The organism is Streptomyces mutabilis (genome assembly GCF_014649815.1).
GTDB classification, from domain to species: domain Bacteria; phylum Actinomycetota; class Actinomycetes; order Streptomycetales; family Streptomycetaceae; genus Streptomyces; species Streptomyces mutabilis.
In genome coordinates, this window is the sequence record NZ_BMTT01000001.1 from 648,638 (window position 1) to 667,220 (window position 18,583).

The following is an 18,583-nucleotide window of genomic DNA, read 5'->3' on the forward strand; positions in this document are numbered from 1 at the left end:
ACAGGGTCGGGAGGTTTACCCGGAGGGCCTCTGGGTCAGCAGCCCGCCAGCCGGAAGTCGAGCGCCGTGCAGCGCCGGCCGGCCGAGACCGTGCGCACCGCCTGTCCGATCGCCCTGCGGGAGCCGACGAGGACGACCAGCTTCTTGGCCCGGGTGACCGCCGTGTACAGCAGGTTCCGCTGGAGCATCATCCAGGCGCCGGTGGTCACGGGAATCACCACCGCCGGGTATTCGCTGCCCTGGGAGCGGTGGATCGTCACCGCGTAGGCGTGCGCCAGTTCGTCCAGTTCGTCGAGTTCGTACGGAACCTCCTCGTCCTCGTCCGTCAGCACGGTGAGGCGCTGGTCCACCGGGTCGAGTGAGGTGACCACGCCGACGGTGCCGTTGAAGACACCGTTCTCACCCTTTTCGTAATTGTTGCGAATCTGGGTGACCTTGTCGCCGACCCGGAAGACACGACCGCCGAACCGCTTCTCGGCGAGATCCGGGCGGCCCGGGGTGATGGCCTGCTGGAGCAGTCCGTTGAGCGCGCCGGCGCCTGCGGGCCCGCGGTGCATGGGAGCGAGCACCTGCACGTCCCGACGCGGATCGAGCCCGAACTTGGCCGGTACGCGCCGCGCGGCGACGTCCACGGTGAGCCGTCCGGCCGCCTCGGTGTCGTCCTCGACGAAGAGGAAGAAGTCCTTCATGCCGTCCGTGAGCGGGTGCTGCCCGGCGTTGATCCGGTGCGCGTTGGACACGACCCCCGACTGCTGGGCCTGGCGGAAGACCCGGGTGAGGCGGACCGCGGGCACGGGACTGCCGTCGGCGAGCAGATCCCTCAGCACCTCCCCCGCCCCCACGCTCGGCAGCTGGTCGACGTCCCCGACGAAGAGCAGGTGGGCGCCCGGGGGTACGGCCTTGACCAGTTTGTTGGCGAGGAGGAGGTCCAGCATGGACGCCTCGTCGACCACCACCAGGTCGGCGTCGAGCGGCCGGTCCCGGTCGTAGGCGGCGTCACCGCCGGGCTTGAGCTCCAGCAGCCGGTGCACGGTGGACGCTTCGGCGCCGGTCAGCTCGGCGAGGCGCTTGGCGGCCCGGCCGGTCGGTGCGGCGAGTACGACCTTGGCCTTCTTCGCGCGGGCCAGCTCCACGATCGACCGGACGGTGAACGACTTGCCGCAGCCGGGGCCGCCGGTGAGGACGGCGACCTTCTCGGTGAGGGCCAGCCTGACGGCCGCCTCCTGCTCGGGGGCGAGGTCGGCGCCCGTGCGCCGCCCCAGCCAGCCGAGCGCCTTGTCCCAGGCCACGTCCTGGAAGGCGGGCATCCGGTCCTCGGCCGAGCGGAGGAGGCGGCGCAGCTGTCCCGCCAGGGCCAGTTCGGCGCGGTGGAACGGGACGAGGTAGACGGCGGTGACGGGGTCGCCGCCCTCCGGGTCGGGGACCTTCTCCCGCACCACCCCCGGATCCTCACCTTCCTCCGGCTCGGCGGCCAGCTCGGCCAGGCACTCGATGACGAGCCCGGTGTCCACCTGGAGCAGCTTCACCGCGTCGGCGATCAGCTTCTCCTCGGGGAGGTAGCAGTGCCCCTGGTCGGTGGCCTGCGACAGGGCGTACTGAAGGCCCGCCTTCACCCGCTCCGGGCTGTCGTGCGGGATGCCCACGGACTGGGCGATCTTGTCGGCGGTGAGGAAGCCGATGCCCCAGACGTCGGCGGCGAGGCGGTAGGGCTGGTTCTTCACGACGGAGATCGAGGCGTCGCCGTACTTCTTGTAGATGCGCACGGCGATGGAGGTGGACACCTCGACGGTCTGGAGGAAGAGCATGACCTCCTTGATCGCCTTCTGCTCCTCCCAGGCGTCGGCGATCTTCTTGGTCCGCTTGGGGCCGAGGCCGGGCACCTCGATGAGCCGCTTCGGCTCCTCCTCGATGACGGTGAGGGTGTCGATGCCGAAGTGCTGCGTGATGCGGTCGGCGAAGACCGGCCCGATTCCCTTGACGAGGCCGGAGCCGAGGTAGCGGCGGATGCCCTGCACGGTGGCGGGCAGGACGGTCGTGTAGTTCTCGACGTGGAACTGCTTGCCGTACTGCGGATGCGACCCCCAGCGGCCCTCCATCCGCAACGACTCCCCGACCTGGGCGCCGAGCAGCGCGCCGACGACGGTCAGCAGGTCGCCTGCGCCTCTGCCGGTGTCGACCCGGGCGACGGTGTAGCCGTTCTCCTCGTTGGCGTACGTGATGCGCTCCAGGACGCCTTCGAGGGTGGCGAGCCGCCGCTCGCCGGGGGCCGCGGGGGGCTGGTTGGGCATGATCCGACGGTACCGGTGGGGTGTGACAGTGGTGAGAGGTCCGCAAGATCATGCGGGCGTGCGAATCGCCCCGGCGCGGCGGAGGGGAACCATGGGACTGACCACGGCTGCGACATCTGCCTGCGTCCCCGGAGCGTCGCGAGGGCACTGGCCGCCGTGGCCGGGATGGCGCCCCCGTCCCGTGACGTGCCGCCGCTCGACGTCACACTGCCCAGCGGCGACCGGATCGTCCTGCCGTTCTCGATGAGGCGGTGCGCGCGTACGGGGAGGCGGCCGGGCCGCCCTCCGAGGAGAACGGAAGGTCCGGATCGGCTACGTCACCTGTCGGTTCGGCCCGGTCCGCGAGCATCAGGAAGACGTTCACCGGCCTCGCGGCCACCGTCGGCGCTGTGTGCTGCCTGTTCGACACCGGTGGCGGGGCCCCGAGGAGGTGTGCCGGCTCAACGGCGAGGCGACACGGAAGTGCATCGGCGGCGCCCGGTTCCCGGCTCAACGTACGTTGGTGGCGACTTGGCCCGACGCCGACATCACGGCTTTCCCGTCGGCTCCTTCAACGCCTGGAGGAAGTGGGTGAAAGCGGTGCGGGGGAAACTGAGGGTGGCTCGGGTGGGGGATTTGCTGTCGCGGACGGCGACGCACGTGGTCGACGTCGCTATCTCCACGCACTCATTGCCGTCGCCCGGTCCCGAGTAGGACGACTTGCGCCAGTTGTCCATAGGGACTCAGAACTCCTTCGTCAGCCGGCGGATGAAGTCACGCGACTGTCCGGGGTCGAGTGACGCGGCCTCCACCTTACGAAAGCTCGTTCGGTAGGTGTTGAGCTGAGCCTCGGAATCGATGAAGGCCGAGCCGTGCAGCGCGTCACGGACCACGGTGTCCAGCTTGGGCAGGGGGCCGCCCACGTACGTCATTGCGCTGGAGGCACTGGCGAAACCGTCCAAGTCGAAGGGAATGACGCGCACGGTGATGTGGTCCGCCTCGGACAGCTCCAGAAGTCGCGAGAGTTGGGCCCTGGAGGTGGCACGGTTGCCGACTCTGATGCGGAGTGCCGCCTCGTGGATCACCGCTTCGTAGGGGATGGTGAATCGTTGGCGCGCCTTCCGGTGCCGGATTCGCACCTCCAGTTCCTCAGCGGTCAGTTCTGGGAGTCTCGCCGAGAAGACAGCGCGCGAGTACTCCTCGGTCTGGAGCAGTCCCGGCACGTACAGGATCGCGACGTGGCGGAGGAAGCGGGCGTGGTGCTCCAGCTCGGAGAGGTCCAGGAACGACGTGGGCAGCAAGCCGCGATACTCCTCCCACCAGCCGTTCGACCGTTCGACGGCCATGGCTACGAGTGCGTCGATGAACCCGTCATCAGTGCACGCATAGTGGGCCGCGAGACGGCGGACCCGCTGCTCGCTCACGCCCGCGAGCGCGGACTCGATGTGGGTCATCTGCGCCGGGGCGACACCGAGCAACGCGGCCGCCTGGCGGGAGTTGAGTCCGGCCGCCTCACGGAGTCGGCGCAGTTCCGTTGCCAGTCGCAGTTGGCGTGCCGTCGGTTCGCGCCTCTTCACCATCGACTGGCCCTCTTTACACATCCGTTGGTGCAACTCGTTCGGCGTCAGATTACGCGACCGACTTGTCGCGTCCCTAAATTTAGATCTACTGTCGGTGACGCGAGACACACCAAGCGCAACCGGGCCGCCGGAAGCGCACCGCCCCGTCCTGCCATGACGGCTGCGGCATCGACACCCGGCCCGCACTCGCCGCATCCCGCCGAACGAGGAGTTCCGCATGCCCGAAACCGACCCGTGGGAGTACTCCCTCTACATCCCCAACGACCTCCGCGCCGTCACCGTCAGCCGCCGCACCCTTCGCCTGGTCCTCACCATGCACGGCCTGATCCGCCTCGTCGACGTCGCCGAACTGCTCGCGACGGAGCTGGTCACCAACGCCGTACGGCACACCAAGGGCCCCGCCGCCCTCCGCATCCGCTGGTCGCCGCCCGGCACACTGCGGATCGGGGCCTGGGACGCGGATCCCGAACCGCCCGTACCCCCGGCCGCCTTCGGGCGGGTGGAGGAACTGGAGGAAGGGCGGGGGCTGGCGCTGGTGCGGGCCTGCGCCGATGTGTGGGGGTGGCACCCGCTGGCCAGACACGGCAACCGGGGCAAGTACGTGTGGTGCGAGCTGGCCTCCGCCTGACCACCCCGACACCACCCCCGCAGCACGAGGACACCTACCCGCCAAGTGTCACCCATGCGCTCATTCGAGCGCACCAAGTACAACCTCGGGTCATGTGTTCACGGTCGCCAGACGCTCCACGCGGTCAGATCCCCGCCAACAGGCCCGCGAGCGGGGCCGGGGTACGGGCCGGGTCCAATGCCTCGACCAGGACCCGGCCGTAGTGGATCTTGCGGCCCTTCTTCGTGCCGAAGAAGCGGCGCAGCTGCTGCCGGGCGGTGCGGCCCTGCTGGGCGGGCTGCCGGAGGAAGGTCTGCAGGGGGCGGAGGTCGCCCTCCGCCTCGATGAGCTCCGCCACCCGCTCCTCGCCGAGCGCGCGGATGAGCTCGTCCTCCAGGTCGGCCGTGCAGACGAAGAGGTCGTGGGGGGAGGCGTTCGCGCGGTCCAGGGCGCGGACGTAGTAGCCGCGCTCCCGTTCGTCGCACAGGCCCGTCAGGCGGAGGTCCAGGCCGGACGGACCGAGCAGGCCGGCGAAGCGGCCGACGCTCATCGCGCCGCCCATCGCCAGGACGCAGACGCCCTCCGCCGCCAGGTCCCGGCCGTGGTGCGCGGCCAGCGCGTCGACCGCCGCCGTGTCGCTCGGCCCTTCGAGCAGCACCGCCGTCCGGACGGACAGGCGCCCGGCGAGGTCGCGTGCGGGCTCCCCGGGGCCGCCCGCCGCCCACGCCGTGACCGCGTCCCGGAACGATGCCATGTCCGCCATGGGTAGAGTCTCCGTCCTCGGGGACCACGGCGGTAGTGAATATCGCGGCCTCGCGCGGTTGACATGCAGCCTGACGGCTGCCTGACGCAAGAGGCAGCCATGTGGGCCGCATGTCAGAGGGGCGGAGACGGACGGAGCCTTCAAGGCGCCGGCCGACGGCAGCCGACGACGACGGCTGGACAGTCTGAACGCGCGAACGGGCTGAGCCTGCGCGAGCCGTACGTCGAGCTGGACATGGCCCGGCAGTCGGTCAGCAAGCATCTGGCGCTGTCGGAGGCCTGCTGGTCCAGCAGTCGGCGCTGCCGGAGTCGACGCAGGAGCTGGTGTCGCTGCGGGCCAGCCAGATCAACGGCTGCGGCCACTGCGTCGACATGCGCGTCAAGGAGGCCGCGGCGGCCGGTGAGAGCGCGGTCCGGCTCCACCTGGTCGCCACCTGGCGCGAGTTCACCGTGTTCACCAAGGCCGAGCAGGCCGCGCGCGCTCGCGCTCGCCGAGGAGGGCACCCGGCCCGCCGACGCCCACCAGGGCGTGTCCGACGAGATTCGGACCCTGGCGCGCAAGCACTACGACGACGATCGGACCGCCGCGCCTGATCTGCCTCGTCGCCCTGATCAACGCGGCCAACCGGCTCGCCGTGATCATGCACCGGAAGGGCGGTGCCTACGAGGCGGGGGTGTTCGAGGCCGCGGTCGGCGACCGACCGAGCGGCGACCGCCCGGCCCGGCCCGGGGCCTCCACACCCCGGACCGGGCCGCCGCCATGTCCGGCCAGAGGCTCCGGGGCCTTCGGTCACGATTGGGTTTCGGCCTGCGCTCCCCCTCTTGCCGAACGCCCGTGTAATCGATTCCAATCCTCCGTGTAATCGATTCCACAAGGAGGTGGAACGGCGATGGCGAGCATCAAGGACGTCGCCGTCGAGGCGGGCGTGTCCGTCGCGACGGTCTCGCGCGTCCTCAACGGCCACCCGTCCGTCAGCCCCGGCGCCCGCACCCGCGTGCTGGCCGCCGTCGAGACGCTGGGCTACCGCCCGAACGCCGTCGCCCGGTCACTGCGCACCGACCAGACCCGCACCCTCGGCCTGGTCATCAGCGACGTCATGAACCCGTACTTCACCGAGCTGGCCCGGTCCGTGGAGGAAGAGGCCCGCGCGCTCGGGTACAGCGTCATCATCGGCAACGCCGACGAGCGGCCGGATCTCCAGGACCACCACGTGACGACCCTGCTGGACCGCCGTATCGACGGGCTCCTCGTCTCCCCCACCGACGGCGGCTCCCCGCGCATGCTGGACGCCGCCCGGGCCGGGGCGCCGATGGTGTTCGTCGACCGGTGGATCCCGGGCGTGGACGTACCCGTGGTCCGGTCGGACGGGCGGCAGGCGGTGCGGGACCTCGTCGCGCACCTGCACGGGCTCGGGCACCGGCGGCTCGCCATCATCGCCGGGCCCGCCGCCACGACGACCGGACGCGAGCGCGTCGACGCCTTCCGCGAGGCGCTCGGCGCGTACGGGCTCGCCCTACCCGACGCGTATATCGGCCAGGGCGACTTCCAGGCGGAGAGCGGGCGCCGGGTCACCGAGGGCTTCTTCGACCTGTCCGAGCCGCCCGAGGTCGTCTTCGCCGCCGACAACCTGATGGCGCTCGGCGCGCTGGACGCCGTACGGGCACGCGGACTGCGCGTCCCCGAGGACATCGCGCTCGCCGCGTTCGACGACATCCGCTGGTTCGTGCACACCGATCCGCCGATCACCGCGATCGCCCAGCCCACGGGCGAGCTCGGGCGCGCCGCCGTGCGCGCGCTGGTCGACCGGATCGAGGGGCGGACCGGCGCGTCCGTCACCCTGCCGGCCCGGCTCGTCGTCCGCCGCTCGTGCGGGGAGCCCGGCGGTCCCCGACAGTCCCCGTCCCCCGTACGAAGGAGTACGCCGTGAGCAGCCGCAGTCCCGACGAGTTGCTGCGCATCGAGGGCATCCGCAAGACCTTCCCCGGCGTGGTCGCCCTCGACAGCGTCGACTTCGACCTGCGCCGGGGCGAGGTGCACGTGCTGCTCGGTGAGAACGGCGCGGGCAAGAGCACCCTGATCAAGATGCTCTCCGGCGCCTACACGCCCGACGCCGGGCGGATCCTGGCCGGCGGCGAGGAGGTGCGCATCCACGGTGCGCAGGACTCCGAGCGGCTCGGGATCGCCACCATCTACCAGGAGTTCAACCTCGTTCCCGACCTGACGGTCGCCGAGAACATCTTCCTGGGGCGCCAGCCCCGCCGGTTCGGGATGATCGACCGGAAGAAGATGGACGCGGACGCGGAGGCGCTGCTGGAGCGGGTGGGCGTCAAGGTGTCGCCCCGCACGCGCGTGCGTGAACTCGGTATCGCCCGGCTCCAGATGGTGGAGATCGCCAAGGCGCTCAGCCTGGACGCGCGTGTGCTCATCATGGACGAGCCGACCGCCGTGCTCACCTCCGAGGAGGTCGAGAAGCTGTTCGCCATCGTGCGGCGGCTGCGCGAGGACGGCGTCGGGATCGTCTTCATCACCCACCACCTGGAGGAGATCGCCGCCCTCGGTGACCGCGTCACCGTCATCCGCGACGGGCGCAGCGTCGGGCAGGTGCCCGCCTCCACGCCCGAGGACGAACTCGTCCGGCTCATGGTCGGGCGGTCGATCGAGCAGCAGTACCCGCGTGAACGCACCGAGGCCGGTGAGCCGTTGCTCAAGGTCGAGGGGCTGACGCGGGACGGGGTCTTCCACGACGTCGGGTTCGAGGTGCGGGCCGGCGAGGTCGTCGGCATCGCGGGGCTCGTCGGGGCCGGGCGGACCGAGGTCGTGCGGGCCGTGTTCGGCGCCGACCCGTACGACTCCGGCACCGTGCACGTCGCGGGCGCCCCCTTGCGGCGGCACGACGTGAACGCCGCCATGGCGGCCGGGATCGGCCTCGTGCCCGAGGACCGCAAGGGGCAGGGGCTCGTGCTCGACGCCTCCGTCGAGGAGAACCTCGGGCTGGTGACGCTGAGGTCGTCCGCCCGCGCGGGGCTCGTGGACCTCAAGGGGCAGCACGCGGCGGCCGAGCGGATCGCCGGGCAGCTGGGCGTGCGGATGGCCGGGCTCGGGCAGCACGTGCGGACCCTGTCCGGCGGCAACCAGCAGAAGGTCGTCATCGGCAAGTGGCTGCTGGCGAACACCAAGGTGCTCATCCTCGACGAGCCGACCCGCGGCATCGACGTCGGCGCCAAGGTCGAGATCTACCAGCTGGTCAACGAACTGACGGCCGCCGGTGCCGCCGTGCTCATGATCTCCAGCGACCTGCCCGAGGTGCTCGGCATGAGCGACCGGGTGGTCGTCATGGCGCAGGGGCGGGTCGCGGGCGAACTCCCCGCCGAGCAGGCCACCCAGGACGCCGTGATGGCGCTCGCCGTCAGCACTCCCCACACCGACGAAACCGGAACGGAGGCCTCCCGTGGCCACTGACACGCTCAAGAACAAGCCGGGCGCGCAGGGCGGCGCCACGGGCGGCCTGCGCCGCCTGCTGCTCGACAACGGCGCCCTGACCGCACTCATCGTCCTCGTCATCGCCATGTCGGCGCTGTCCGGGGACTTCCTGACCGCCGACAACCTGCTGAACGTCGGCGTCCAGGCCGCCGTCACCGCGATCCTCGCCTTCGGCGTCACCTTCGTCATCGTCTCCGCCGGCATCGACCTGTCGGTCGGCTCGGTCGCCGCGCTGTCGGCCACGGTGCTGGCGTGGAGCGCGACCGAGGCCGGCATCCCGGTCGTGCTCGCGGTGCTGCTGTCCGTCGCGACCGGCATCGCCTGCGGCCTGGTGAACGGCTTCCTCATCTCGTACGGGAAACTGCCTCCGTTCATCGCGACGCTCGCCATGCTGTCGGTGGGGCGCGGTCTGTCGCTGGTCATCTCGCAGGGCTCGCCGATCGCCTTCCCGGACTCGGTCTCCCACCTCGGTGACACGCTCGGCGGGTGGCTGCCCGTGCCGGTGCTCGTGATGATCGTGATGGGGCTGATCACGGCGTTCGTGCTCGGACGGACGTACATCGGCCGGTCCATGTACGCCATCGGCGGCAACGAGGAGGCCGCCCGGCTGTCCGGGCTCCGGGTGAAGCGGCAGAAGCTCGCCATCTACGCCTTCTCCGGCCTGTTCGCCGCCGCCGCGGGCATCGTCCTCGCCTCCCGGCTCTCCTCCGCGCAGCCGCAGGCCGCACAGGGCTACGAGCTGGACGCCATCGCCGCCGTCGTCATCGGCGGTGCCTCGCTGGCGGGCGGCACGGGCAAGGCGTCCGGCACGCTGATCGGTGCGCTGATCCTCGCGGTGCTGCGCAACGGCCTCAACCTGCTGTCCGTCTCGGCGTTCTGGCAGCAGGTCGTCATCGGTGTCGTCATCGCGCTGGCCGTGCTCCTCGACACGCTGCGGCGCAAGGCCGGTGCGACGACTCCGGCGGCCGGGGCGTCCGGCGGCGGCAACCGGGGCAAGCAGGCTCTGACGTACGTCGTCGCGGCCGTCGTCGCCGTCGCCGTGGTGGGCGCGACCTCGCTGCTGCACAGCGGGTCGTCGGACGGGAAGAGCCGGAAGATCGGCCTGTCGCTGTCCACGCTCAACAACCCGTTCTTCGTGCAGATCCGGGCGGGCGCCGAGGAGCAGGCGAAGAAGCTGGGCGTGGACCTGACCGTCACGGACGCGCAGAACGACGCCTCCCAGCAGGCCAACCAGTTGCAGAACTTCACCAGCGAGGGCCTGTCCTCGATCATCGTCAACCCGGTGGACTCCGACGCGGCCGGTCCCTCGGTGCGCTCGGCGAACAAGGACGACATCCCCGTCATCGCGGTGGACCGGGGCGTCAACAAGGCGGACACGTCGGCGCTGGTCGCCTCCGACAACGTCGAGGGCGGCGAGCTGGGTGCCCGGGCGCTGGCCGAGAAGCTCGGCGGCAAGGGCACCATCGTCATCCTCCAGGGCCAGGCCGGCACCTCCGCCAGCCGGGAGCGCGGCGCGGGCTTCGCGGCCGGGCTGAAGGAGTACCCGGGCATCGAGGTCGTCGCCAAGCAGCCCGCGGACTTCGACCGCACCAAGGGCCTGGACGTGATGACCAACCTGCTCCAGGCGCACCCGGACATCGACGGTGTCTTCGCGGAGAACGACGAGATGGCGCTCGGCGCCATCAAGGCGCTGGGTTCCAAGGCCGGGAAGTCCGTGCAGGTCGTCGGGTTCGACGGCACCCCGGACGGGCTGAAGGCGGTGCGGGAGGGCACGTTGTTCGCCTCCGTGGCACAGCAGCCCAGGGAACTGGGCACGATCGCGGTCGAGAACGCGTTGCGCGCCGCCGACGGCGAGAAGACGGAGAAGATGGTGAAGGTGCCGGTGAAGGTGGTCACCGAGGAGAACGTGGCCGGCTTCGAGGGCTGACACGGGCGGAACGGCACGCACGCGGGCTGCACTCATGGACTCACTCGGATCCACTCGGATTCATTGAGTTCATCGGGTTCATCGGGTTCATCGGGATCGGAGAACGATTCATGTACGACTACGACCTCCTGGTCGTGGGATCGGCCAACGCCGACCTCGTGATCGGCGTCGAGCGGCGGCCGGGGGCCGGCGAGACGGTGCTCGGCACCGACCTGGCCGTCCACCCGGGCGGCAAGGGCGCGAACCAGGCGGTGGCCGCCGCCCGGCTCGGTGCCCGCACCGCCCTGCTGGCCCGGGTCGGCGACGACGACTACGGCCGGCTGCTGCTGGACTCGCAGCGGGCGGCCGGCGTAGACACGGTCGGCGTCCTGGTGGGCGGGGCCCCCACCGGCGTCGCGCTGATCACCGTCGACCCGTCCGGGGACAACAGCATCGTGGTCTCGCCGGGCGCCAACGGCCGCCTGGTGCCGGGCGATGTCCGCGCCGCCGCCAGTCTCTTCCACGCCTCCCGCGTGGTCTCCACGCAGTTGGAGGTGCCGCTGGAGACGGTCGTGGAGGTGGTCCGGAGTCTGGCGCCGGACAGCCGCTTCGTGCTGAATCCGTCGCCGCCGCGCCCGCTGCCGCAGGAGGTGCTGGCGGCCTGCGACCCGCTGATCGTCAACGAGCACGAGGCGAAGGTCATCCTCGGTGGCTCCCGTGTGAGCGACCGCCCCGAGGACTGGGCCCGCATCCTGCTGGCCAAGGGGCCGCGTTCGGTGGTCGTGACCCTGGGCGCGGAGGGTGCGCTGGTGGCGTCGGGGGCGGAGGTGTCCCGGGTGCCGTCGGTGATGGTGGACGCCGTGGACACGACGGGCGCGGGCGACGCGTTCACCGCGGCGCTGGCCTGGCGGCTCGGTACCGGCGAGTCGCTCGCGGACGCGGCGGCGTACGCGGCGCGGGTGGGCGCGGCGGCCGTGACCAGGGCGGGCGCGCAGGCATCGTACCCGACGGCGGCGGAGGTCGAGGCCCTGTGAAGAAGGCGGGGATACTCAATCGGCATCTCGCGGGTGCCCTCGCCGAACTCGGCCACGGCGACGGCGTCCTGGTGTGCGACGTGGGCATGCCGGTGCCGTCCGGTCCCCGCGTCGTGGACCTGGCCTTCCGCTCCGGGGTGCCCTCCTTCGCCGAGGTCCTGGACGGGCTGCTCGACGAGCTGGTGGTCGAGGGGGCGACGGCGGCGGCGGAGGTCCGGGACGCCAACGCGGAGGCGGCCGCCCTGCTCGACGGGCACTTCCCCGGCCTCGAACTCGTGCCGCACGCCCGGCTGAAGGAGCTGTCGGCCGGCGCTCGGCTGGTGGTGCGGACCGGGGAGGCCCGGCCGTACGCGAACGTGCTGCTGCGGTGCGGGGTCTTCTTCTGAGGCGGGCGGAAGGGGACGGCCCGAGAACTTCGAGGGGGCCCGGTCGGCGACCGGGCCCCCTCGGGTTTCCCTCCCCGTCAGAATCCCTGGCCCCCCGGCCCCCCGTCAGGGTTCTGATGACAAGTACGACCCGCTCGGCCCCGGAACGGTTGCACGGATCGCCGGTATCTATTCTCCGCTGCCCGCGAGGTCGACGTGCGCGGCGAACCGCTGTGCCGTCTCCGCCAGCACCTCCCGCCCGTCCCGGGCCCACAATCCCTCGTTGAACAGCTCGACCTCGATGGCGCCGGTGTATCCGGCCGCCTCCACGTACCCCTGCCACTCCCGCATGTCGATCGCGCCGTCCCCGATCTGACCGCGGCCGTTGAGGACGCCCTCGGGCAGCGGAGTGGTCCAGTCGGCCAGCTGGAAGGTGTGGATGCGGCCGCCCGCGCCGGCCCGGGCGATCTGCTCGGGCGCCCGGTCGTCCCACCAGATGTGGTACGTGTCGACGGTGACGCCGACCTGGTGGGCCGGGAAGCGTTCGGCGAGGTCCAGCGCCTGGGTGAGGGTGGAGACCACGCAGCGGTCGGAGGCGTACATGGGGTGGAGCGGTTCGATGGCGAGCCGTACGCCGTGCCGCTCGGCGTAGGGGCCGAGTTCGGCCAGCGCGTCCGCGATGCGTTCCCGGGCGGCGCGCAGGTCCCTGTCGCCGGGCGGCAAGCCGCCCGAGACCAGGACCAGGGTGTCGGTGCCGAGGCTGGCGGCCTCGTCGACGGCGCGGCGGTTGTCGGACAGGGCCCTCGCCCGCTCGTCCGCGTCGACGGCCGTGAGGAAGCCGCCGCGGCACAGGGTGGTGACGGTCAGGCCCGCGTCGCGCACCAGCTTCGCCGCCGCCTCGACGCCGTACGCCTGGACGGGTTCGCGCCACAGGCCGACGTTGCCGACGCCGAGTTCGCGGCAGACGGCGGTCAGCTCGGGCAGCGAGAGCTGCTTGACCGTCATCTGGTTGATGCTGAAGCGCGTCAGGTCGGGCGCCGTGTCGCTCACTGGTTCACTCCGTACAGGCTCAGCAGGTTCCGCACGCGCTTCTCGGCCAGTTCGGGGTCCGGGAAGAGGCCCAGTCCGTCGGCGAGTTCGTAGGCGCGGGCGAGATGGGGCAGGGAGCGGGCTGACTGGAGGCCGCCGACCATCGTGAAGTGGGACTGGTGACCGGCCAGCCAGGCCAGGAAGACCACGCCCGTCTTGTAGAAGCGGGTGGGGGCCTGGAAGAGGTGGCGGGAGAGTTCGACGGTGGGGTCGAGCAGGGCGCGGAAACCGTCCGTGTTCCCGGTGTCGAGGACGCGGACCGCCTCGGCGGCCAGCGGGCCCAGCGGATCGAAGATGCCGAGCAGGGCGTGGCTGAAGCCCTGCTCGTCACCGGCGATCAGCTCGGGGTAGTTGAAGTCGTCACCGGTGTAGCAGCGCACGCCCTGCGGGAGCCTGCGGCGCAGGTCGATCTCGCGCTGGGCGTCCAGGAGGGAGACCTTGATGCCGTCGACCTTGTCGGGGTGGGCGGCGATGACCTCCAGGAAGGTGCCGGTCGCCGCGTCGAGGTCGGACGAACCCCAGTAGCCCTCCAGGGCCGGGTCGAACATCGGGCCCAGCCAGTGCAGGATCACCGGCTCGGCGGCCTGGCGCAGGAGGTGGCCGTAGACCTCCCGGTAGTCCTCCGGGCCCCGCGCCGTCGCGGCGAGGGCGCGGGAGGCCATCAGGATGGCCTGGGCGCCGGACTCCTCGACGACGGCCAGCTGTTCCTCGTAGGCCGCGCGGACCTCGGCGAGGGTGCCGGCGGCGAGCTGGTCGGTGCCGACGCCGCAGGCGATGCTGCCGCCGCACGCCTGCGCCTCGGCGGCCGAACGGCGGATGAGCTCCGCCGCGCCCGCCCAGTCCAGGCCCATGCCGCGCTGGGCGGTGTCCATCGCCTCGGCGACGCCGAGACCGTGGGACCACAGGTGGCGGCGGAAGGCGAGGGTGGCGTCCCAGTCGACGGCGGCGGGGCCGTCGGGGGTGGTGTCCGCGTACGGGTCGGCGACGACGTGCGCCGCGGAGAAGACGGTGCGGGAGGTGAAAGCGCTTCCCGGGGTGAGCGTGAGGGGCTCGGTGCGGGGCTCGTAGGCGCGCAGGGCGCCGTTCGCGTCGGGCAGGTGGAGGGTCACAGCGCGATCTCCGGTACGTCGAGACGGCGGCCCTCGGCCGAGGACTTCAGGCCCAGCTCGGCGAGCTGGACGCCGCGGGCACCGGCCAGCAGGTCCCAGTGGTAGGGCGCGTCGGCGTAGACGTGCTTGAGGAAGAGCTCCCACTGTGCCTTGAAGCCGTTGTCGAAGTCCTGGTTGTCGGGGACTTCCTGCCACTGGTCGCGGAAGACCTCGGTGGCGGGGATGTCCGGGTTCCACACCGGCTTGGGGGTGGCCGAGCGGTGCTGGACACGGCAGTTGCGAAGGCCAGCGACCGCGGAGCCCTCGGTGCCGTCGACCTGGAACTCGACCAGTTCGTCACGGTTGACGCGCACGGCCCAGGAGGAGTTGATCTGGGCGATCGCGCCGCCGTCGAGCTCGAAGACGCCGTAGGCGGCGTCGTCGGCGGTGGCGTCGTAGGGCTTGCCGTTCTCGTCCCAGCGCTGCGGGATGTGGGTGGTGGCCAGGGCGTGGACGGACTTCACGCGGCCGAACAGCTCGTGCAGGACGTACTCCCAGTGCGGGAACATGTCGACGACGATGCCGCCGCCGTCCTCGGCGCGGTAGTTCCAGGAGGGGCGCTGGGCGTCCTGCCAGTCGCCCTCGAAGACCCAGTAGCCGAACTCGCCGCGCACGGACAGGATGCGGCCGAAGAAGCCGCCGTCGATGAGGCGCTTGAGCTTGAGCAGGCCGGGGAGGAAGAGCTTGTCCTGGACGACACCGTGCTTGATGCCTGCGGCGTTCGCCAGGCGGGCCAGTTCCAGGGCGCCGTCCAGGCCGGTGGCCGTCGGCTTCTCGGTGTAGACGTGCTTGCCCGCGGCGATCGCCTTCTTGATCGCCTCCTCGCGGGCCGAGGTGACCTGGGCGTCGAAGTAGATGTCCACGGACGGGTCGGCGAGGACCTCGTCCACGTCCGTCGAGACGTGCTCCAGGCCGTGACGTTCGGCCAGCGTCCGCAGGGCGTGTTCACGGCGGCCGACCAGGACCGGTTCCGGCCACAGCACGGTGCCGTCGCCCAGGTCGAGGCCGCCCTGTTCACGGAGGGCCAGGATGGAACGGACGAGGTGCTGGCGGTAGCCCATGCGTCCGGTCACACCGTTCATGGCGATTCGCACCGTCTTGCGTGTCACGTCATTCCCTTCGTACGAGCGATGAGCCAGGGGTACTGCGACGGGTGCCGCGGCGAGTGCCGGGGCGACCGCGACGAGCACCGCGGTACAGCAAGCGCTTTCTATGCGGTACGAAGCTAGCCTGTGGACGGTGGTCTGGACAAGACCGTGTTTTCGGGTGCGTTGTCCGATCCGACGGACGGCGAGTGGTTCGAGGGGACGAGCGACCGGCGGTTCACGGTCGTAAGGTCACCCGGGACGGGACGACGGTCTGCCGCCGTACGGCGGCACGGCGCAGGCGCGAGGCGGAGGACGAGGACATGACGGTGACCCTGGCGGACGTGGCGGCCCGCGCCCAGGTCTCCCCCGCGACGGTGTCGCGGGTGCTGAACGGGAACTATCCCGTCGCCGCCTCCACGCGCGAGCGGGTGCTCAAGGCGGTCGACGAGCTGGACTACGTCCTCAACGGACCCGCGAGCGCGCTGGCGGCGGCCACCTCCGACCTGGTGGGCATCCTCGTCAACGACATCGCGGACCCCTTCTTCGGCATCATGGCCGGCGCGGTCCAGTCCGAGATCGGGGGGCCGGGCGGCAGGGCGGGCGGCGAGAGACTGGCCGTGGTCTGCAACACGGGCGGCACCCCGGAACGCGAGCTGACCTACCTCACCCTGCTGCAACGGCAGCGGGCCGCGGCCGTGGTGCTGACCGGCGGGGCGATGGAGGACGCGGCGCACCAGGCGGCGGTGGCGGCGAAGCTGCGCAAGCTGACCGAGGCCGGTACGCGGGTGGTGCTGTGCGGGCGGCCGCCGGCGCCGCAGACCGGGGCGATCGCGCTGACCTTCGACAACCGCGGGGGCGGCCGCGAACTGACCGAGCACCTGATCGGTCTCGGCCACCGGCGGATCGGTTACATCGCGGGGCCGGAGGAGCGGACCACCACCCGGCACCGGCTGGAGGGCCACCGCGCGGCGCTCGCCGCGCACGGCATCGAGGAGGATCCCCGCTGGGCGGTGCACGGCCGCTATGACCGGCAGTCCGGCTACGAGGCGACGCTGGAACTGCTGCGCAGGGACCCGACGCTGACCGCCGTCGTCGCCGCGAACGACACCGTCGCGCTGGGGGCGTGCGCGGCGCTGCGGGACTCCGGGCTGCGGATTCCGGAGGACGTGTCGGTGGCGGGCTTCGACGACCTGCCGTTCAGCATCGACGCGGTGCCGGCGCTGACCACGGTGCGGTTGCCGCTCGCGGAGGCGGGGGCGCGGGCGGGGCGGATCGCGATGGGGCGGGAGGAGGCGCCGATCGGGGGGATCGCGACGGTGCGGGGGGAGTTGATGGTGCGGGGGTCTTCCGGAGGGCCGCGGGTTTGAGTCGTGCGGTTGGGTTCGCGGTGGTCCGCGCGGGTGTGGGCGTTGCTGGGGGCTGCCGCCCCCAGGCCCCCGCTTCGGCCTGAACGGCCCCGTCCTCAAACGCCGGACGGGCTGTGAGTGCCGGCCCGCGCCCTGGAGCGGAGGGGCCGTGAACGGCGACCTGCGCCCCAAAGCCGACAGGCTGTGAACGGCGGCCTGCGCCCCGGAGCGGTCGGGCCGGGGATGCGGGCCCCGCGCCCGACAACGGACGAACTGGGAATGCGGATGCCTCGCCCGGCTACGGACGAGCCGGAAAACCGGACCACGCCCGGGGAACCCGGCTGCGAATGCAGGCCCGCGTCCGGCAGCGGACGAGCCGGGAGTGTCGGTCCGCTTCCGGCGACGGGCCGGCCGGGGAACACAGGAACACCGGCCCCCTCCAGACAGCGCACGGACTGGGACTGCCGGCCCGTACCCGACAGTGGACGGCCGGGACGGTCGGTCCGTGTCCGACCGGGAGTGGGCTGCGACACCCGAGTCGTGAGGAGGAGTGGGGGCGGCGGGGGCGGGTACGCTCCGTCACCATGAAGCTGGCGTTCTCCACCCTCGGTGTCCCCGGCCTGCCACTGCGCGAGGTGCTGGGCCTCGCGACCGCGCACGGCTACCACGGTGTCGAGTTGCGCGCCCACCCGGAGGAACCGGTGCATCCGGGCCTGACGCCCGACGAACGGGCCGCGGTGGTCGCCGAGTTCGAGGCGTCGGGGGTCGAGCCGCTGGGCCTGGCGGGATACGCGCGCGTCGCCGCGCCGGGAGACGACGACGCCGTGCTCGCCGAGATCCGCGGCTTGCTCCAGCTGGCCCGTGACCTCGGCTCCCCGTACGTCCGGGTCTTCCCCGGCGGCGGGACCGAGCAGAGCCCCGGGGAGGCGGACGCGACGGCCGCACGGCGGCTGGGCACGGCCGCCGAGTACGCCGCCGACCTCGGCGTGCGCATCCTCCTGGAGACCCACGACTCGCACCGCACGGGCGCCGACGCGATGCGCGTCCTCAGTCTGGTCGGGCACCGGCAGGTGGGTGCGCTGTGGGACGTGATGCACACCTGGCTGGGGGGCGAGGATCCCGCCGAGAGCTACCTGGCCCTCGCCCCGCACCTCGGGTACGTCCAGGTCAAGGACATCGCCTCCGCCGACGACACCACCCCGCTGCCGCTCGGCGCCGGCGTACTGCCGCTGGGCGAGTGCGTCGAGGTGCTCTCGCGCGAGGGCTGGGACGGCTGGCTGTGCTGGGAGTACGAGAAGCGGTGGTACGAGGCGGCCGAGCCGCTGCCCGGCCTGCTGGACGCGGGACGTGAGCACCTGGCGCGGCTGCTCAACGAGTCGGCCTGACGGCCGGGCTCACCCCGACGGGCGCCAGTTCCGTGACGGGCCCGTCGAAGGACGCCCGCAGGCGCCGGTCGTGGGAGACGACGAGGGTGCCGACGTAGTCGGCCGGCGGCCTGGAGGTCTTCCATCAGGGCGGGCGAGAGGTGGTTCGTCGGTTCGTCGAGCAGCAGCAGGTCGTGCGGTTCGGCGACCGGGCGGGCCAGTGCGAGGCGGCGCCGCTGCCCGGTGGAGAGGTCGCCGACGGGCCGGTCCAGGTCCGCGGGGCGGAACAGGCCGAGGGCGAGCAGCGTCCCGGCGCGGTGCGCGACGGACAGCCGGGACGCAGCCGCAGGGGTACAAGCGACGGCCCGAAGCCCGCGACGGGCAGGCCGGACGCGGCGGACAGCACTGAAGGGCGAACGGCCGGGGCACAGCGGACAGCGACAGCGCACGCTACGGACGGCCAGGACGCGGCAGGCAGCCGGTGAGCAGCCGGGGCGGAGGCCCCGGGGGCCGGTCCGGTGGTCCGGCCCCGCCTCTCGCGCCCCA

The 18,583-nt window shown here is 72.0% G+C and carries 15 protein-coding genes and 2 pseudogenes; 9 read left to right on the forward strand and 8 right to left on the reverse strand.

The window, feature by feature from the left end; all coding sequences use genetic code 11:
- Positions 1 to 35: 35 nt before the first annotated feature.
- From recD2 to IE142_RS02850, 3 genes are all read right to left on the reverse strand, one after another.
- The gene (gene recD2, locus IE142_RS02840; RefSeq protein WP_191884208.1) at positions 36 to 2,288 is read right to left on the reverse strand and encodes an SF1B family DNA helicase RecD2; all 2,253 of its coding nucleotides are present in this window, start codon (positions 2,286 to 2,288) and stop codon (positions 36 to 38) included.
- A gap of 527 nt (positions 2,289 to 2,815) precedes the next feature.
- A complete protein-coding gene (locus IE142_RS02845) occupies positions 2,816 to 3,004 on the reverse strand; it encodes a DUF397 domain-containing protein (protein WP_191884209.1) in 189 nt (62 codons plus the stop codon).
- Between the two features lie 6 nt (positions 3,005 to 3,010).
- Positions 3,011 to 3,847 carry a helix-turn-helix domain-containing protein gene (locus IE142_RS02850; protein ID WP_191884210.1) on the reverse strand — a complete coding sequence of 279 codons (837 nt, stop codon included), beginning with the start codon at positions 3,845 to 3,847 and terminating at the stop codon, positions 3,011 to 3,013.
- A 217-nt stretch (positions 3,848 to 4,064) separates the two neighbouring features.
- Here IE142_RS02850 and IE142_RS02855 point away from each other — a divergent pair, with 217 nt between their 5' ends.
- Positions 4,065 to 4,475, forward strand: coding sequence for an ATP-binding protein (locus IE142_RS02855; RefSeq protein WP_191884211.1), 411 nt, complete (start codon positions 4,065 to 4,067; stop codon positions 4,473 to 4,475).
- A gap of 124 nt (positions 4,476 to 4,599) precedes the next feature.
- Here IE142_RS02855 and IE142_RS02860 read toward each other — a convergent pair whose 3' ends face one another.
- Positions 4,600 to 5,217 (reverse strand): TOPRIM nucleotidyl transferase/hydrolase domain-containing protein, encoded by a 618-nt coding sequence (locus tag IE142_RS02860; RefSeq protein WP_191884212.1) that lies wholly within the window; start codon positions 5,215 to 5,217, stop codon positions 4,600 to 4,602.
- A 281-nt stretch (positions 5,218 to 5,498) separates the two neighbouring features.
- Between IE142_RS02860 and IE142_RS02865 the strand changes: the two are divergent.
- The 6 genes and pseudogenes from IE142_RS02865 to rbsD form a co-directional block, all read left to right on the forward strand.
- Positions 5,499 to 5,908: pseudogene (locus IE142_RS02865) on the forward strand (carboxymuconolactone decarboxylase family protein); the annotation flags it as partial.
- Positions 5,909 to 6,106: 198 nt separating this feature from the next.
- Complete coding sequence (locus IE142_RS02870) at positions 6,107 to 7,144, forward strand: LacI family DNA-binding transcriptional regulator (RefSeq protein ID WP_191884213.1); 1,038 nt, start codon at positions 6,107 to 6,109, stop codon at positions 7,142 to 7,144.
- Positions 7,141 to 8,676: a sugar ABC transporter ATP-binding protein gene (locus tag IE142_RS02875; RefSeq protein WP_191884214.1), complete on the forward strand. Its 1,536-nt coding sequence runs from the start codon at positions 7,141 to 7,143 to the stop codon at positions 8,674 to 8,676. The genes IE142_RS02870 and IE142_RS02875 overlap by 4 nt, the downstream gene beginning before the upstream one ends.
- Complete coding sequence (locus IE142_RS02880; protein WP_191884215.1) at positions 8,666 to 10,624, forward strand: ABC transporter permease/substrate-binding protein; 1,959 nt, start codon at positions 8,666 to 8,668, stop codon at positions 10,622 to 10,624. Before IE142_RS02875 ends, IE142_RS02880 begins: the two co-directional genes overlap by 11 nt.
- 110 nt (positions 10,625 to 10,734) lie before the next feature.
- The gene (locus IE142_RS02885; protein ID WP_191884216.1) at positions 10,735 to 11,637 is read left to right on the forward strand and encodes a ribokinase; all 903 of its coding nucleotides are present in this window, start codon (positions 10,735 to 10,737) and stop codon (positions 11,635 to 11,637) included.
- Entirely contained in the window at positions 11,634 to 12,023 is a 390-nt protein-coding gene (gene rbsD / locus IE142_RS02890; RefSeq protein WP_043372761.1) for a D-ribose pyranase, read from the forward strand. The genes IE142_RS02885 and rbsD overlap by 4 nt, the downstream gene beginning before the upstream one ends.
- Before the next feature lie 168 nt (positions 12,024 to 12,191).
- Here rbsD and IE142_RS02895 read toward each other — a convergent pair whose 3' ends face one another.
- The 3 genes from IE142_RS02895 to IE142_RS02905 are packed head-to-tail and all read right to left on the reverse strand — an operon-like array spanning position 12,192 to position 15,348.
- A complete protein-coding gene (locus IE142_RS02895; RefSeq protein ID WP_191884437.1) occupies positions 12,192 to 13,007 on the reverse strand; it encodes a sugar phosphate isomerase/epimerase family protein in 816 nt (271 codons plus the stop codon).
- A 41-nt stretch (positions 13,008 to 13,048) separates the two neighbouring features.
- Positions 13,049 to 14,200, reverse strand: a complete 1,152-nt coding sequence (locus tag IE142_RS02900) for a dihydrodipicolinate synthase family protein (protein ID WP_191884217.1) — start codon at positions 14,198 to 14,200, stop codon at positions 13,049 to 13,051.
- On the reverse strand, positions 14,197 to 15,348 hold the full coding sequence (locus IE142_RS02905) for a Gfo/Idh/MocA family protein (RefSeq protein WP_191884218.1): 1,152 nt from the start codon (positions 15,346 to 15,348) through the stop codon (positions 14,197 to 14,199). Before IE142_RS02905 ends, IE142_RS02900 begins: the two co-directional genes overlap by 4 nt.
- 299 nt (positions 15,349 to 15,647) lie before the next feature.
- Here IE142_RS02905 and IE142_RS02910 point away from each other — a divergent pair, with 299 nt between their 5' ends.
- Entirely contained in the window at positions 15,648 to 16,694 is a 1,047-nt protein-coding gene (locus tag IE142_RS02910; protein WP_191884219.1) for a LacI family DNA-binding transcriptional regulator, read from the forward strand.
- Positions 16,695 to 17,257: 563 nt separating this feature from the next.
- A complete protein-coding gene (locus tag IE142_RS02915; RefSeq protein WP_191884220.1) occupies positions 17,258 to 18,058 on the forward strand; it encodes a sugar phosphate isomerase/epimerase family protein in 801 nt (266 codons plus the stop codon).
- Here the strand turns inward: IE142_RS02915 and IE142_RS02920 are convergent.
- Positions 18,042 to 18,351, reverse strand: a pseudogene (locus IE142_RS02920) (ATP-binding cassette domain-containing protein); the annotation flags it as partial. The gene IE142_RS02915 and the pseudogene IE142_RS02920 overlap by 17 nt on opposite strands.
- Positions 18,352 to 18,583 lie beyond the last annotated feature (232 nt).

Coding starts and splice junctions, on each gene's coding strand:
- IE142_RS02855 (WP_191884211.1), top strand. CDS start 4,065: ATGCCCGAAACCGACCCGTGGGAGTACTCCCTCTACATCCCCAACGAC.
- IE142_RS02915 (WP_191884220.1), top strand. CDS start 17,258: ATGAAGCTGGCGTTCTCCACCCTCGGTGTCCCCGGCCTGCCACTGCGC.
- IE142_RS02895 (WP_191884437.1), bottom strand. CDS start 13,007: ATGACGGTCAAGCAGCTCTCGCTGCCCGAGCTGACCGCCGTCTGCCGC.
- IE142_RS02885 (WP_191884216.1), top strand. CDS start 10,735: ATGTACGACTACGACCTCCTGGTCGTGGGATCGGCCAACGCCGACCTC.
- IE142_RS02910 (WP_191884219.1), top strand. CDS start 15,648: ATGACGGTGACCCTGGCGGACGTGGCGGCCCGCGCCCAGGTCTCCCCC.
- recD2 (WP_191884208.1), bottom strand. CDS start 2,288: ATGCCCAACCAGCCCCCCGCGGCCCCCGGCGAGCGGCGGCTCGCCACC.
- IE142_RS02860 (WP_191884212.1), bottom strand. CDS start 5,217: ATGGCGGACATGGCATCGTTCCGGGACGCGGTCACGGCGTGGGCGGCG.
- IE142_RS02850 (WP_191884210.1), bottom strand. CDS start 3,847: ATGGTGAAGAGGCGCGAACCGACGGCACGCCAACTGCGACTGGCAACG.
- IE142_RS02870 (WP_191884213.1), top strand. CDS start 6,107: ATGGCGAGCATCAAGGACGTCGCCGTCGAGGCGGGCGTGTCCGTCGCG.
- IE142_RS02845 (WP_191884209.1), bottom strand. CDS start 3,004: ATGGACAACTGGCGCAAGTCGTCCTACTCGGGACCGGGCGACGGCAAT.